This is a genomic window from Paenibacillus sp. J22P90, assembly GCF_059692195.1.
Map to the genome: position 1 here is coordinate 254,796 of NZ_JCAUAY010000004.1, position 15,306 is coordinate 270,101.

16 protein-coding genes, 1 riboswitch and 1 other annotated feature are annotated in these 15,306 nt (G+C 44.9%); of the genes, 2 read left to right on the top strand and 14 right to left on the bottom strand.

Translation table 11 applies throughout. The features are described 5' to 3' along the window. Window positions 1–102 precede the first annotated feature (102 nt). The 6 genes from AC58UX_RS15415 to AC58UX_RS15440 all read right to left on the bottom strand — a co-directional run bounded on the left by AC58UX_RS15415 (window position 103) and on the right by AC58UX_RS15440 (window position 5,098). Window positions 103–1,194, bottom strand: coding sequence for a toxic anion resistance protein (locus AC58UX_RS15415; RefSeq protein ID WP_497254141.1), 1,092 nt, complete (start codon window positions 1,192–1,194; stop codon window positions 103–105). A 14-nt stretch (window positions 1,195–1,208) separates the two neighbouring features. Next, complete coding sequence (locus tag AC58UX_RS15420) at window positions 1,209–1,874, bottom strand: hypothetical protein (RefSeq protein WP_497254143.1); 666 nt, start codon at window positions 1,872–1,874, stop codon at window positions 1,209–1,211. A 274-nt stretch (window positions 1,875–2,148) separates the two neighbouring features. Continuing rightward, window positions 2,149–2,418, bottom strand: a complete 270-nt coding sequence (locus AC58UX_RS15425) for a DJ-1/PfpI family protein (RefSeq protein WP_497254145.1) — start codon at window positions 2,416–2,418, stop codon at window positions 2,149–2,151. Between the two features lie 47 nt (window positions 2,419–2,465). Beyond that, a riboswitch (ZMP/ZTP riboswitch) is annotated at window positions 2,466–2,546 on the bottom strand. Between the two features lie 66 nt (window positions 2,547–2,612). Further along, the gene (locus AC58UX_RS15430) at window positions 2,613–3,221 is read right to left on the bottom strand and encodes a LysE/ArgO family amino acid transporter (protein ID WP_497254147.1); all 609 of its coding nucleotides are present in this window, start codon (window positions 3,219–3,221) and stop codon (window positions 2,613–2,615) included. A 32-nt stretch (window positions 3,222–3,253) separates the two neighbouring features. Then, a complete protein-coding gene (locus tag AC58UX_RS15435; protein WP_497254149.1) occupies window positions 3,254–4,165 on the bottom strand; it encodes an aminoglycoside phosphotransferase family protein in 912 nt (303 codons plus the stop codon). 27 nt (window positions 4,166–4,192) lie between these two features. Next, entirely contained in the window at window positions 4,193–5,098 is a 906-nt protein-coding gene (locus AC58UX_RS15440) for a DUF3221 domain-containing protein (RefSeq protein ID WP_497254151.1), read from the bottom strand. A gap of 176 nt (window positions 5,099–5,274) precedes the next feature. Between AC58UX_RS15440 and AC58UX_RS15445 the strand changes: the two genes are divergently transcribed. After that, the gene (locus AC58UX_RS15445) at window positions 5,275–5,685 is read left to right on the top strand and encodes a DUF1801 domain-containing protein (protein ID WP_497254870.1); all 411 of its coding nucleotides are present in this window, start codon (window positions 5,275–5,277) and stop codon (window positions 5,683–5,685) included. Window positions 5,686–5,725: 40 nt separating this feature from the next. Here AC58UX_RS15445 and asd read toward each other — a convergent pair whose 3' ends face one another. The 3 genes from asd to AC58UX_RS15460 form a co-directional block, all read right to left on the bottom strand. Further along, on the bottom strand, window positions 5,726–6,811 hold the full coding sequence (gene asd, locus AC58UX_RS15450; RefSeq protein ID WP_497254153.1) for an aspartate-semialdehyde dehydrogenase: 1,086 nt from the start codon (window positions 6,809–6,811) through the stop codon (window positions 5,726–5,728). A gap of 146 nt (window positions 6,812–6,957) precedes the next feature. Then, window positions 6,958–7,220, bottom strand: a binding site (T-box leader). A 70-nt stretch (window positions 7,221–7,290) separates the two neighbouring features. Continuing rightward, entirely contained in the window at window positions 7,291–8,571 is a 1,281-nt protein-coding gene (locus tag AC58UX_RS15455; protein WP_497254155.1) for an L-cysteine desulfidase family protein, read from the bottom strand. Between the two features lie 123 nt (window positions 8,572–8,694). Then, on the bottom strand, window positions 8,695–9,009 hold the full coding sequence (locus AC58UX_RS15460) for a hypothetical protein (RefSeq protein ID WP_497254157.1): 315 nt from the start codon (window positions 9,007–9,009) through the stop codon (window positions 8,695–8,697). 125 nt (window positions 9,010–9,134) lie between these two features. Here AC58UX_RS15460 and AC58UX_RS15465 point away from each other — a divergent pair, with 125 nt between their 5' ends. Next, entirely contained in the window at window positions 9,135–10,286 is a 1,152-nt protein-coding gene (locus AC58UX_RS15465; RefSeq protein ID WP_497254159.1) for a stalk domain-containing protein, read from the top strand. A gap of 128 nt (window positions 10,287–10,414) precedes the next feature. Here AC58UX_RS15465 and AC58UX_RS15470 read toward each other — a convergent pair whose 3' ends face one another. From AC58UX_RS15470 to AC58UX_RS15490, 5 genes are all read right to left on the bottom strand, one after another. Beyond that, window positions 10,415–10,945: a VanZ family protein gene (locus AC58UX_RS15470; protein ID WP_497254161.1), complete on the bottom strand. Its 531-nt coding sequence runs from the start codon at window positions 10,943–10,945 to the stop codon at window positions 10,415–10,417. Window positions 10,946–10,983: 38 nt separating this feature from the next. Further along, on the bottom strand, window positions 10,984–11,847 hold the full coding sequence (locus AC58UX_RS15475) for a M15 family metallopeptidase (protein ID WP_497254163.1): 864 nt from the start codon (window positions 11,845–11,847) through the stop codon (window positions 10,984–10,986). A gap of 96 nt (window positions 11,848–11,943) precedes the next feature. Next, window positions 11,944–13,029 (bottom strand): sensor histidine kinase, encoded by a 1,086-nt coding sequence (locus tag AC58UX_RS15480; RefSeq protein WP_497254165.1) that lies wholly within the window; start codon window positions 13,027–13,029, stop codon window positions 11,944–11,946. Further along, window positions 13,022–13,717, bottom strand: coding sequence for a response regulator transcription factor (locus AC58UX_RS15485; protein ID WP_497254167.1), 696 nt, complete (start codon window positions 13,715–13,717; stop codon window positions 13,022–13,024). Before AC58UX_RS15485 ends, AC58UX_RS15480 begins: the two co-directional genes overlap by 8 nt. Before the next feature lie 139 nt (window positions 13,718–13,856). After that, complete coding sequence (locus AC58UX_RS15490) at window positions 13,857–15,164, bottom strand: collagen-like protein (protein WP_497254169.1); 1,308 nt, start codon at window positions 15,162–15,164, stop codon at window positions 13,857–13,859. Window positions 15,165–15,306 lie beyond the last annotated feature (142 nt).

The window sequence follows — 15,306 nt, forward strand, 5'->3', positions numbered from 1 at the left end:
AGAATGAAATGGCATGGGTATAGAGATAGGTTTTTGACTTAAAATCATGCAAAAAAGCTGCCAAGGATCGCATCCCTGACAGCACATTCTACTTATTCTATTTTATTCCAAAAGCCCGCCTAGTTCGGAAGCTTTAATTTCCGCTGTTGTTTTATTTCCTGGCGCTAGACCTAAACGCTGGGTCATTTGCTGACTGATGTTCCCAAGCCGCTGCGTATGCTCTGTTGCCGATTGAATGATTGTCCGATTCGACTGTTCAAAAAGATCCAAAGCAGCGAAAAGATCGGTCATCCCTCTTTCGATCGAATCCATTTGCAAGCCTGGTTTGCCAAGCAGCTCATTCGTTCTTTGCGTCGTTTCCTTCAACAAACGCGAGTTATCTTCGAACATTTTATTCAAAGTTGAGTTAGCGGAGTTTACCGCTTCAATCGTCTGAACTTGATCCTCGATCGCCATCGAGATCATCGCGGAGACGGTCAGCAGGTTCTGCGTTTTATCAATCGTCGCATCAACAGCATCAATCAGTTTATCGTTATTGTCATTGATGATATCCGTTCCAGCGATCGCTTGTTGGTAAAGAATAACCATCTCCTGAAAAGATTGAATGCGAGTAACTACTTTACGCAGGCCTCTTTCTAAATGTGTTTTGCGGTTTTCATTCTCGGGCTTGGCTATTTCAACTTCGAAAAGCTGCTTTAAATTCTCACCCATTGCAATCCGCATTTGCAAATTGTAGACGGATTCTAACGAATTTTTCTTCAACGTTTTCATATACGCCATATTTTCTTCCAGTGTTTCCTTGCCATTTCGCAGGGATTGCACAATCGCATTTACGTTCGTTTTTACCGATTGATACTTATAAATATAGTTCTTCAGCGGCGTCTTTTTCATCATTTTCTCAAAAAATCCAAGCTGCTTGCTCTTGCTCAAAGAATCAATTTCGCCGCGCAGCTTCAAAATGTTGTTCTGCACCTCTGAGCGCTTGCCTGACATCAATTCAGTCACGGGACGCTCCAGCATGGCTAAGGATTGCCCAGCTTGTTCCATCGTTTTGGCACCCATGCGACCGATGGAGTCCATCAAGGTTTCTAATTCCATGGTATCGGTCGAAGATACTTTCTCGAGCAGCTGCTTTGCTTCTTGTTCAACTTTCTGCAAATCTGTTGATTTTAATTGCACCAATTGGGTAGTCAATGTACCATGCCTCCTTAGTCTGTTGAACGATAACGTTGTTGGATAAGTTCCATACGTGTCTGTAATTCAATTAAATCTTTCTGTTCAATCGTTTCTACGTAGTCGGAAAGTTTCGAGTTAATGTCCTTAATTCCTGTAAGTAGTAACCGACGATTCATTCGTTTCGCTTCTCCTCCCAGCTTCAGGAAGGGGTTAATCGCACCATTCAGATCCTTAAAAATTAATCGTTGTATGTTATGATTCATATTTGCATCATTTAATTCTTTGAGCTGTGGGATTAATCTGCCTACCCGAGCCAGCAAGCTTAACGTTTTCTCCACAATTTCGTCGTCTAACGTATTCTTCTGTCCCTCTGAAATCATCGTCTCCTCGATGACATGAATATATTCCGCGATGGGATCCCAGAAAGGGTCACTATCGTCTTTGGGAGCAATTGACGTAGCAGGGCTAGGGCTCTGCGAAGCTGATGCAGCCTGGGTTTGGGAAGATTCATTCAGCGGAGCCGGATTTGTTCTTCCCTTTATAGCTATAGAAGTTCGGCTCAGTACCAGAATACTACCGAAAGTTAGTGCCGCGGGAACTAATAAATTAAGTGATTCCGGTAAAAAATTAGCGGTTATAAGACTCGCCACATATCCTGCGACTGAGATGCCTGCAGCGACTTTGAATTGCTTTTGCATGATACGTTCACACCCCTGTTCCATCGTGTTACCCTACTAAAATCATAGCTCCCCTAGCGATTGATGTCAATTTCATACAGAAAAACGATGCGCCAGGGAAATAATCGTCGTAATGTGTCAAGTTCCCTTATTGTTGGAAAGCTGCGTTCGATTCGAGGAATCAAGAATGGGAGTCATCTCCGCCACTGATACTCAATCAACGAAGCTGACGCTAGCGCACGCTCCTCGCCAAAAAGCCTAGAAACAACATATAGCGCGGCATCGAACCCAGCCGTTACCCCTGCGGACATGACGATCCAGTTCGTGATCCTAAACCACCAGGCACAATCAAAATATCAGGTATAGGACAATTCGCAAAGCTGAATTTGGGAATTATACTTAGTCCGCTAACGGTATTCACTGGCTTTACTTCTTCCGCCACGGTGTAGACTTTGAAATCTTTGCCCCAGTTAGTTGATGCGCCGAATACATCATAAGGACCTCCGATATCCAGCAAATCTACCCTCTCATAAATAAGGACTGCCACATTTCTAGCTCGTTCCATGGATAACCTCTCCTTTAAAATGAAAGAGCATCTGATCCAATGATCAAATGCTCTGCCCAGGCGAACGGCTGTTATGACATATGTGCTCCCTCGTAGTGATCTACGTTTCGCCAGTTACACATACCAAATATTACCTTTATTATAATCCGCATGATCTAACAAAAACTAGTAAGATTTCGTTATCTTTCATTCCGCTAGACTAATTGGAAAACTAAATACACAGCAGTTCCCCACATAATGAGCGCGGAAGCTTTATTAAGAAAACTTATAAATGATCTCGACTTATCCAATCTCCCAACTTGTCTACCTACAAGCGCAAGCGCCAAAAACCATATCCAAGAAACCAAAATACACGCTATGGCAAAAACAAATTTTTCTTTTCCCGCATAGTGGATAGAGCTCGTTCCAATAACACCGATCGTATCCAAAATCGCATGCGGATTTAATAAGGAAACCGATGCAGCAAAAGCGATTTGCTTCTTAGGCGAAAGTGCTTTTTCTTCCGAGTCACTTGACGATGGTTTACTTTTCCAAGTGACAAACCCCATGTACAGGAGGAACAAAATACCTAGTAAAAATAACACCGTTTTAACCATGGGCAGCGTTACTACTATGACGGATATTCCTAAAATAGCTAATGATATGAGCAACGTATCACACAGTGATGCGGTAATAACGACAGGCAGCGCCCGAATAAATCGTGGTTGGGTCACACCTTGATTAAAGACAAATACATTTTGAACACCTAAGGGCAAGATAAGTCCTGCTGCTAAAAGAATGCCTTGAAAGATAGCCGAAAGCATGATGTTGTTCTCCTACTCCTATCTAATAAACGTTAACTAGGCTCTTTGAATTGTGCGTATTCACAAAGAACCTCATCTATCGTACGTCTGGAAATGGCGGCCAGTCCTGGGTTTGTGTTTATGTAATACGCATAAGCAATCAATCCAAAAGATAGCGCCCAACCGCGACCTCTCGACCACGTCTCTTCATCGTTTGTAAGCAAGGTGCGGAATAGCTTCCTGCCGTCCGCTGAGAGGAAAGTCCATGCAACCATCAGGTCACAGGCAGGATCGCCAATACCAAGCGTACCAAAATCGATCACCGCGCTTAGTTTTCCCTGCTCGATTAACAGATTCCCTGGATGTAGATCTCCATGGAGCCAAACGGATTTCCCCTGCCATACCGGCGTTTGCAGAGCCAATTCCCAAACTGCAGTTGCCGCATCCGTGTCGATAATGCCGCTCAAGTTGGCGATTGCCTCTCTGACCGCTGCATCACGCAGTGCTAGTGGCACACCTCTGCCAGAAGTGTGCGAAACGGGAACAGGGCCATCCGTGGTATCGATGCGTTGAATAGCATGAATGAAATGCGCTAATTCTGTTGCCGCTTGTTCCTGGCTTTCGAGTGTGGCGATCGTTGCGTTCTCGCCTTCAAGCCAGCGATAGACGGACCATTGCCACGGGTAGCCTTCAGCAGGAACTCCCATCGCCAGTGGGACCGGGATAGCTAGAGGTATCAACGGTGCCAGCGTGGGCAGCCAACGTTGCTCCTTTGCCACCTGCCCGATCGCCCAATCCGCACGGGGCAGCCGCACCGCCTTATCATCCCCAAGACGAAAAATAGCATTGTCCGTTCCGGCTGAGTCCACTGGCAGGATACGGAGATGTGCCCAATGTGGAAATTGTGAAGCGATTAACTGCTGTACGAGTCTTACGTCAATATGCTGAACATGAACTTGGCTCATTCGTGAACTTCCTTTCACTTTTCGCATTTAACCATCGATAACGACCTTCGACACAAATTTCTCCGTACTGAAATCATAACCTGCGAACCACATTTTCACCTGCTTACCGACTGTGATGTCAGGGAATTGTGCTGGATCGCTTCCCGTTCTAATTTGGGTAAATGGAAATAATCTATATTTTACACCGTCTACTTCAATGGTGCGCTCTATGTTTACTCCCTCACCTTTGGTAACGATGCCTGTAACCTTCCCACTTACATCACCGATGCCTTTGTCCTCTGAGATGATTTGAAGCCGCAGCCCCGTCGTTTGACCTGGGTAACTCGTGAGCATCGTGCCTTCCGCCCACACTTTGACGACGGATCCAATCTGAACCGCATTCGGTTTAAGCTTTTTCCCTTCGAATTCAATGTTAGCATCTTCAGACATGGCATACCATGCGGCATCTGGCATTTTCTTCTCTTGGTCAAGGAATTTGTCGCCAGAGACGACTAAAAATCTTCCCTTCTCATCGATTGCCGTGATTTTCCCACTTACACCTGATTGCTCATCAATCGTATATACCGTTATGTTCAATGGGAACTCCACGCCGATCGCCTCATAGAAGGATTGCTTTAGCTTAGCTTTTTCTGCATCCGACATCGATTTCGCATGCTCGCCTACGCGGCGCACCTCCAGAAAAACTTCTTTCTCTGTGCTGTAGGAGGATTGCATTTTGACTTGATTTTTTTCAAAAACGGCCACTAAAGTTGGAAGTTGATTGGCATACTTCTGTAAGTCCTCTTTGGATACAGACTCCAGCTTTTTTGGTACCTCTGATTGCTTCGTACCATTTTCGTGAGGATTCGCTGTATATCGTTCACCACACCCCACGATTAAACCAGCAATAAGCATCGTAGCTATTAGCATTGGAAACCAATACGCCTTCTTCACATAACATCCCCCCATCTATCCTCCACATCATCTTAACAAACACACTGGGTAACTATTAGACGATCATTACCTTATAAATGTTTCTAATTCCAACCTTTATTTGGTAGAATAATCATGACAAGCCATCACATGTGAAGATCAAGAAGGAGTGTTTTCTATTGGCGTACGAGGCAAAAATGAAAATAAACGATAGCAGCGTTCTTGAGTTTATCGAAAGTGTTGAAAGCCCTAAGAAGCGAGCAGATGCTTACTTGTTACTTGATCTTTTTACGGAAACGACAGGCTATGAACCGAAAATGTGGGGACCCAGCATCATTGGCTTCGGCGCCTATCACTATAAATATGCCTCCGGGCACGAAGGCAATGCGCCGTTAACCGGCTTCTCACCACGCAAAGCCAAAATCAGTTTATATATTGGTACGGGTGATACAGTTCAAGAGAACTTATTGAAAGACTTTGGCAAACATGAACTCGCAAAAGCCTGCATCTATATCAATAAGATTGCAGATATCGACGTTGATGTGTTAAAGGCGTTAATCCAACATTCAGTTACCTTTACGAAGGAACGATATCCAGATCATACTTAACTAAAAAACAGCAAGCATCGAAGATGCTCGCTGTTTTTTCTTATTTCGCTTGAATATACCCTTCAGCCTTCAGCAATTCGGCGATGAGAACAGCTCCACCAGCTGCGCCGCGTAATGTGTTATGCGATAAGCCTACAAATTTAAAATCAAACATGGAGTCTTCACGCAATCTACCCACGGAAACGCCCATTCCGCGTTCAATGTTACGATCAAGATTCGTTTGAGGTCTGTTTTCTTCTTCAAAATACGTAATAAACTGTTTCGGCGCACTTGGAAGTTCAAGCTCCTGCGGGCGGCCTTTGAATGCCAACCAACGCGCAAGAATTTCTTCTTTCGATGGTTTCTTCTCAAAGGAAGCAAACACTGTTGCCATATGTCCGTCTGTAACTGGAACACGGATACATTGCGTCGTAATGAGTGGTGAAGAAGCTTTCACAATTTGATTATTAACGATGCTGCCCCAGATGCGCAGCGGCTCCTGCTCGCTTTTCTCTTCTTCCCCGCCAATGTAAGGAATAACGTTATCAAGCATTTCCGGCCAATCTGTAAAGTTTTTACCTGCTCCTGAAATCGCTTGGTACGTCGATGCTACCACGTTCGTTGGTTTGAAATCGAGCAAAGCGTTAAGCGCTGGCACATAACTTTGGATCGAACAGTTAGGCTTCACAGCAATGAAACCAGTCGACGTTCCAAGTCTTTTGCGCTGAGCAGCAATCACTTCGATATGCCCTGGGTTCACCTCTGGGATGACCATCGGGATATCTGGTGTCCAGCGGTGAGCCGAATTGTTGGAGATAACAGGTGTTCCTGTTTTCGCGTAGGCTTCCTCTAGTGCTTTAATTTCATCTTTTTTCATATCGACTGCGCAGAAAATAAAATCAACGCCAGCAGCAACCTCTTCTACTTTCGAAGCGTCTTGCACAACAATCCCTTTCACATTTTCAGGAATAGGGGTAGCCAATTTCCATCTGTTGCGCACGGATTCTTCATATGTTTTACCAGCGGAGCTGCTGCTTGCAGCAATCGCTGTTACTTCAAACCATGGATGTTGATCTAGTAATTCAACGAATCTCTGGCCAACCATGCCAGTGCCTCCGACAATACCCGCTTTTAATTTTCTTGACATGTTAAATTCAATCCTTTCAAATTCGTATGATGGGATAAAGTGTCTCACTATTACATTCAAATTTCATGAATTGGTGTGCCAAATGGAGCAGCACGGGCGCTAATTTACTTATACAAAAAAATCCCACCCCCAAGACTATTGCCAGTCTTAGGGACGAGATTCATATCCTCGTGGTACCACCCAGTTTCACTCGTATGTCGCCATACAAGCCTCTTCAAGTACGACAAGCGACTAGCTTGCGTATACTTTAGCTCTGTAACAGGAGCTCCTGTCACACCATCCCCTACGGATTAGGTTCCGATGTGCTGCTCGGAGGCTTTGTTCAATAAAGTTCTCTTTACTCCTTTTCAGCTAACGGAGCTCTCTGTAAAAGATATCGTTTATTTACTCTTCTCTTCAACGCATTTGTTATTGCGATTATATTATCAAATTACGGGAGGTACGTAAACAATTAATTTTAAAAATGGGCAAATACCTAGCTAAATGTCTTTATTTAACATCATCTCAAGGATGAGCTTGTCGATGTCAGAAGTGGCTTCATTCCCGATCCGACAGAAGTTGTCGATCGTTTTCTCGGCGTCATTTTCGATAAAACCGTTGGTCGACGAGATGGTCATCCCCTTAGAAGCAAGCAGCGCTGATTGTACCGCAGCACTCGTGCAAGTCGCTACTTTCATTGCGCAACCACCCTTGGCCCCATCACACATCATCCCGGTCACATTACCGAGCATGTTCTGAATTGCAGCTTTAATCTCAAGGTTGCCGCCACCGAGTAGATAAGTGATTCCGCAGCTTGCGCCTGTTCCGGATACCGTGATGCCGCATAGCGCGGACAAACGACCAAACTTGGATTTAATATGAATCGTGACCAAGTGGCTCAAGGCCACGGCACGAATGAGCTGCTCCTCCGTAGCGCCAAGCTTCTCAGCCGCCGCGATAACCGGATTCGTCGCTGCGATGCCTTGGTTACCGCTGCCCGAATTCGCCATAACCGGCATACTGGAGCCGGCCATACGCGCATCTGATCCTGCAGCAGCAAGCGCCATTGCATGGGAGATTAAATCATCTGACAAAATGCCTCTTTGGACATTTTCCTTTATTGTCTTCCCTACTTCAAGTCCATAGGACTTGGATAAGCCATCTAACCCTGCCTTACGGTTCAATTCAATGCTCTGTTTAACCAAATTGAGCTCGGTCAGATCGACAGTATTCACGAATTGTACGATGCCATCAATTGTCAGCGAGCCTCGCTCCTCGTTGGAGCTCTTGAAGGTTGCATTCGCACAGCCACCTGACTCAACAACTTTTCCATCTACTTCGATCAGTGTTATATTCGTGTGATTATCCGTAATAACAACCTTCGCATACCCTTGCGCCGAAGTAACAACGACCTCAATATACAGCTTCCTGCTCGTATCTGCTAGATGAACGACGGACTTTCCTTGTTCAACCAAAGCTTGCGCAGCAACGATATCTTCGGGCTTAATATCAGCAAGCACTTCTAATTGCTTCTCTGGATTTCCTGCAATTGCCCCTAACGCAGCAACAAAATCAATCCCTGTCAGATTCGTGCCTGGAATGCCAACGGCAAGCGCGTTCTTAATAATGCCTGCGCTGGCATGTACCGTAATTTGCTCTAAGCAACCCTCCACATAGCTTCGTGCTTTAGAGGCAGCTAAGGCTATAGCAACCGGCTCTGTGCAGCCAAGCGCGACTACGAGTTCGTTTTGTAATATGTTAATGAAAGTATTCGTATGCAAAGATGTAATCCCCCTTAACATCCAACTGGCAATGGCGATAACCCCTGAATGATCATTTAGAATGTACTACTACTATAACGGAAAAGTATGAGGATAGTATGTTGAAATTATGAGATTTCCGTTTTAGCCTTCCGCTACATCGGCGCCTAATGCGCTTGCAACCTCTAACATTCTCGGAATTACGGCTTCATTCGTCCCCGAAACGTAAAGATCCCCCTGATAGTGACGGAATGGGATTAGGACCTCACCATAGCTCCACATGAAAAAATCACCCTCAATGGACATGGTGGTCGCACCCTTTACGGTATAAACGGATGTATACGTAAAATCAGGCTGTGTCAAAAAATATTGTTTGCAATCTTCCAACGAAATTGTTGGTGCTTCTGTTTCATTTTCCGTTTGTTGAAATGCTTTGGTGATGCGATAACGTTGACTCATGGTACTTCCCCCGTCTGTGATATATGGTTAAAAATAGACTTAAATCGATGGTTAACCTACGAATACTTGTATGATAGGGCATAAAAGAAAGAAAGCCAACTAGAAAATTGGAGTGTGGTTTATTCGTGGGTAAATGGAAATCAGGATCAGTTGGATTCTTGTGCGGCGCTTTATTCTTCTCAGGGCTTTCCTACGCGGCGACAGAATCAGTCGGAATCGACGTATATTTCCGTAAGTTGCAGTACTATTTCGATGGAGAGAACAAGCAGCCTCCGGCAGACCTTCAAGGATTTATTTATAAAGATACGACCTACGTCCCGCTTCGTTTCTTGTCAGAATCTTTAGGGAAGCCTGTGGGTTGGGATGATCAAACCAGTTCGATATTTGTAGGGGACAAGCCCCAAAACTGGCCAGTACCATCCAAGCCATCCGAGAATTCAAGCTTGCAAGTATTTCCCAAGGATAATGCTTGGAATACAGATATCTCTAGCTTCCCTATTCATCAGAAATCCAAACAGTTTATCGATGCAATTGGCTTAAATACTAGCGTACACGCTGATTTCGGTACCGAATGGGAAGGTGCTCCGATTGGGATTCCCTATACGATCGTAGATGGCAATCAACCAAAAGTAAACGTAACGTTTACAGATTACGGTGATGAAAGTGATCCAGGACCTTATCCCATCCCTGCGACTGCTCCAATAGAAGGCGGCCCAGCAGGTGATGGCGACCGACATGTGATTGTGGTTGATAAAGACAATAGCATGCTGTATGAGTTGTTCAACGCGCACGCCACTGCCAATGGCTGGCAAGCTTCCAATGGTGCAAAGTGGGATTTAACATCAAATGCAACGCGCCCCAAATATTGGACGTCCGCTGACGCAGCCGGATTACCTATCTTCCCTGGTCTTGTTCGGTATGAGGAAGCGATAACGGGAGAAATTAACCATGCACTGAGATTCACGGTGCGCAAGACACAACGTGGATTCGTCGCTCCAGCTACCCATTTTGCATCAAGCAGTACGGATCCTAATCTGCCTCCGATGGGACTTCGGTTTAGGCTGCGTGCCGATTTTGATATTTCCAGCTACTCTACGACGAATCAAGCCATCCTACGTGCAATGAAGAAATACGGGATGATTGTCGCCGACAATGGCAGTGATCTCTATGTGAGCGGAGCACCAAATCCCAAATGGGACGATGACGATTTACATAAACTCGGCAAAATCAAAGGCAGTGACTTCGAAGTCGTGGATACCGGTCCCATTGAGAAATAATGAGTTATTTTGAGATTTCTCACATCATAGTACCATAATCATGATAGGATCAGCCATTCGCCTCTATGAATGAATACCAATAAGCCGTCGTTCAGGTAGATTACTCCACTTGAATGACGGCCTATTTGTTATCTTTCTTTCGATAATTCCATGTTTTGCGATTGGATGATACTCAGCAAGCTTACTTTGAACTTAATGAACAACTTGTACACACAATACCCCAACAAGCCTCCAGCACTATTTAAAATAAGATCATCAACATCGAAGCTTCCCATCGACATTATAACCTGCAACCCTTCCAATGTTAGGCTTAAACCCAATGCTCGCATACATACACCCAATGGCGAAATCCGCTTCGACAAAAGCACGAGAAAAATTCCATATGGTATAAAAATCACAATATTTCCAAATAAATTGACGAGGTCATGGGTATTAAACCTTTGGATATTCTCAGAAATCGATTCAAATGGGATGAAATTAGCGAATTCCAACCGATTTTTGATATACATAGGATTCGCTATATTCCGCTGAAGCTGATCCCATAGAATTGGTAAGTTGATTGAACTAAACTTAAATAAAATGATTTTGAACACGACATACATATTTACGGCATATAAAGCCGACAGCATTATTTCATTCCAGCCTTGCAATTGTTTCATACCGCAGCCTCACTCTCTTCTTTTTGATAGATATACGATCATGGAAAAACGGTTACGATGACACCATCCATATTGTTGCCGGATAGTTGAAAAGAACGATTGCCATCCACATGAATGGTACTGTTTTGGGTAACTGGATAATAAGAAACTTCATATTTCTTGCCTTTAATCGTCGTAGTGACGTTGATCTGCTGCTTCAAATAGGCCAAATATTCCTCCAACGCAAAATTTTTCTGTTGCATAATTACGCTGTGCGGCAAGCCGACATAGCGAAAATGCCACGGTTCGTATTGGATGCCTGTGATCGCCGTTTTGTCCTTTGGATATCGCAAAATAAATCCGTATGACGCGGCATTCTCTATCAACCATTCTCCTTCAGGAGAATGATTCATATCACCTTGGCTAGAACCGATATCAAGTGCCAGTCCTAAGTTATGTTCACTGTGTCCCGCTGGCAGTGCATAATTAGCGCCCATATCCTTATACAGCTGACTTTGCTCTTTATTATCCCGGTAACCACTGTTGATCATAAAATGATTAACCCCATCTTTCGCGGCGGCATTCATCATCGTTGTAAAAGGTGCTATGACGCTTCGTGAAAGCCGAATGGTGTTATCTAGCAATCCAAAGCCTTTGACAAGCTCTTTATGCTGATAAAGGTTGAGCACATCGTTATTCATTCCCCCTGTAGGAACGGGATTCTCCTGATTGATTAAGACCAAATTCCCTTGATGAATCTGATCCTTCGTCAGTTTAATCGCGAAGTCTTTTTCTTGGGGAATGACTATTCTTGCTCTATCATTTTCTTTCACTTGATTATCATCAACGCCACCTGAATGCTGTTGTATAGCTTCGTAGCCAAGCAGTGCAGCTATCACAAGCCAAAAAAACCACTTCTTCATCGACTGTTTTCCCTCCTAAACCTTACTGCGTTTAGAATAATGAAAACTGTTTAAAAAAGAAGTGGGACAAAAATAAAATTTTTCTTAAATGGCATCCTAAATGGGTAACCGTACTTCAAACATCGTACGAATCACATTGCTTTGGACAGTAATCGTCCCCTGATGCTGCTCTACAATATTTTTCGCGATAAATAAGCCAAGACCTGTACGCCCGCCTTGATGCGTTCGCGCCTGGTCGCCCGTATAAAACATTTCAAAGAGATGCGGCAGTTCCTCTTCGGGAATACAGTTGCCATAATTAATCACTTGAACAACCGTCTCCCCCTCATCATGAAGGGCATGGATATCAACAAATTGACCATCTTTCCCATAGCGATTGGCGTTCGTCAGCAGATTTTCAAAAACGCGGGCTAACAGCTCCCCATCGCCTATAATCTCCAAATGCGGAGTCACGTGCAATCTGCTGATGAGGTTACTTTTTTCAAACACAGGGTATAATTCCTCATTCAGTTGGACGAGCAGCTCGCTTAAATCGATTGGCTTTCGATCGATCTTTAACATGCCGTATTTCATCCGTGTGATTTCAAACAATTCATCAATAAGCTTCTCTAACCGTTGTGATTTGTTATAAGCAATTGTCGTGTAGTGAATCATTTGTTCACGCGACAACTGTTCATCTTTCAAAATCCAATCCAAATATCCAATGACCGAAGTAAGCGGCGTTCGCAAATCATGCGCTAAATTCAAGACAAGCTGATCTTTACTGCTTTCTGCAAAATCCCCGCGTTCAACCGCTTGCTGCAGCTTCTCACTAGCCATGTTGATATCATCCGCGATATCCTTGAACTCATCATTCGAATCAATATAAATTCGATTATGAAAATCGCCGCCAGCAAGTCGATGAATCCCCGTTGAGATCTCACGAAAATAAGTGGCGTATCGTTTCGTTAGAAAATAGAAAAACAAAATGGAAAACGGGATAAACACGATTATAAAGAAGTTTAAGTCACCAATATACATAATATAACGGCGCAATTTAGCTGCGGGCTCGCCATACTTAACGCCTGAGTAATAAAGCTTCAGTAATCTATACAAAAAAAAGGTAAACGCACCAGACAACAGCATGCTGAGTCCGAATAAGCCGATCATTTGGGAGCGGAAACTGCGCAGTAGGTTAGCCATTGAATGTATATCCCACTCCCCAGACAGTTTTGATAAATTTATTCTTGTTCGTATCCTCGCCAAGTTTTTTACGCAGCGTACGGATATGGACCATGACCGTGTTGCCACTTTCATAATAGGCTTCGCCCCATACATGTCCAAAAATATGCTCCGCACTAAACACTTTTTTAGGATGACTGGCTAAAAGAAATAAAATATCAAATTCTTTTGGTGTAAGCTCAACCTTCTCGCCAAAGACAAGGACGGATCTTTGATCCGCATCAATCGTCACGCCGCCTGCTTCCAACACTGGACTACTAACTGCTGTGGGCTGGTTCAATTGCATGGATCGCCGCAGCTGCGCATTCACCCTTGCCACCAATTCCATAGGATTGAAAGGTTTCGTCATATAATCAACGGCGCCCATGACCAATCCAGTTATTTTATCCAAGTCAGAAGATTTAGCGCTCAAAAAAATAATCGGCATTGCGTAGCGCTCACGAATGTGCCGCGTCACTTCATACCCATCAAGTTTAGGCATCATAATATCCAAAATCGCCAGATCAATGGCATGTGATTCAATTGCTTGAAGGGCTTCCTTCCCATCGGATACTTTGATGAGCTGGTACCCTTCTTTTTCTAAATGCAGCGCAACGAGATCAGCAATTTCTGGCTCATCATCTGCGATTAATATCGTAATCCGCTTCATTCTTATCTCGCTCCTAAAAAAACTTGTCCTACATTTCTTTACAATTCATTCCTATTATAACCGATTGAGATAAAAACAGCTCTGCTTATGTAGTAAAAAAAGCTGCACGCGGCAGCTTTTGAGGATGATCTTACACCTTTTAAAATGGTGTGTACGATAAACTTGCGCTAAATGAGAGCTGGGTGATATCAGCTGCTGAGGGATTAGACGCTACATTTGTCCTAATACGAATACCAATACGATCACCAGCTACGACACCTAAGGCTCCGAGATTGATATTGGTTGCTGCATAGAAAGTACCGGCAACAACCGTATTACCAGGTCCCCCAAAAGTAAGTGAGCTAGTCAGCGGAGTTGTCAAGTATTGTGCAGCAAGATGACTAACCCCATTATTAGGAAATGAAGGTGCTCTGAAAACTGTAAAATCATAAATAAGAGGTGTCACATTTATAGAAGCCACCGAAGCAACCAATAAATCTGCACTTATTTGTAAATTTTGAACGGTTCCATTAAAGGGAATCGGGAATGCAAAACCACCTGCTTCTGGTGGACTCGTTGATTGTCCAGAACCATCAATAACTTCAACCGTGTGGCTACCAAACCCCATTAGAATCGGAGCAGCCGAAACGACTGTAGCACCACTGAGGATGATCCCCGTTGAAAAAGGAATTAAACCTCCAGCTCCTGCTGGCCCTGCCGGACCTGTTACTCCGGTTGGTCCAGCCGCACCCGCGGTCCCTGTTGCTCCGGTTGCTCCGGTTGCTCCGGTTGCTCCGGTTGCTCCTCCTGCACCCGCTGGCCCCGTTGCTCCGGTTGGTCCAGCCGCACCCGCTGTTCCTGTCGCTCCGGTTGCTCCGGTTGCTCCTCCTGCACCCGCTGGTCCCGTTGCTCCGGTTGGACCTGTTGGGCCTTCTGGGCCCGGTGGACCACCCGCTGGACCAGTTACTCCTGTTGCTCCTGTCGGGCCCGTCGCTCCTATGCCTGTAGCACCTGTTGCTCCCGTTGCTCCTGTTGCACCCGCTGTTCCCTGTGGGCCGGTTGGGCCTTCTGGGCCCGGTGGACCACCCGCTGGCCCTGTTGCTCCCGTTGCACCCGTTGCTCCTGTTGCTCCCGTTGTTCCTACACCTGTAGCCCCTGTAGCTCCTGTAGCCCCCGCTGTTCCAGCTGGCCCCATAGGTCCCATAGGTCCTTCTTGCCCAGTTGCTCCTTCTGGTCCTTGCTGACCTCGTGGTCCTGCTGGCCCCTCTGGCCCTCTGTGACCTCGCGGCCCTTCCGGTCCTTCTTGTCCTTTGTGACCCCGCGGCCCTTCTGGCCCCGTAGCTCCTCTAGCTCCTGCTGGTCCTGTTGCTCCTGTAGAACCTGCTGCCCCTGGCGTCCCTGTAGGTCCTTGAGGCCCTCTAGGTCCTTCTGGCCCTGGAGGTCCTGGGGGGCAATTACATTTCCCCATACTTATCTCATCTCCCTATTTTCAAACGTATTTCATCATATTAAAAGCCTAAATAGATAGACACAGTATATGCCTATCAAATTAATGAAAGTGGTAAATAAAGACAAATATTCATTATAAATTAGATCGTATATGTCATTGT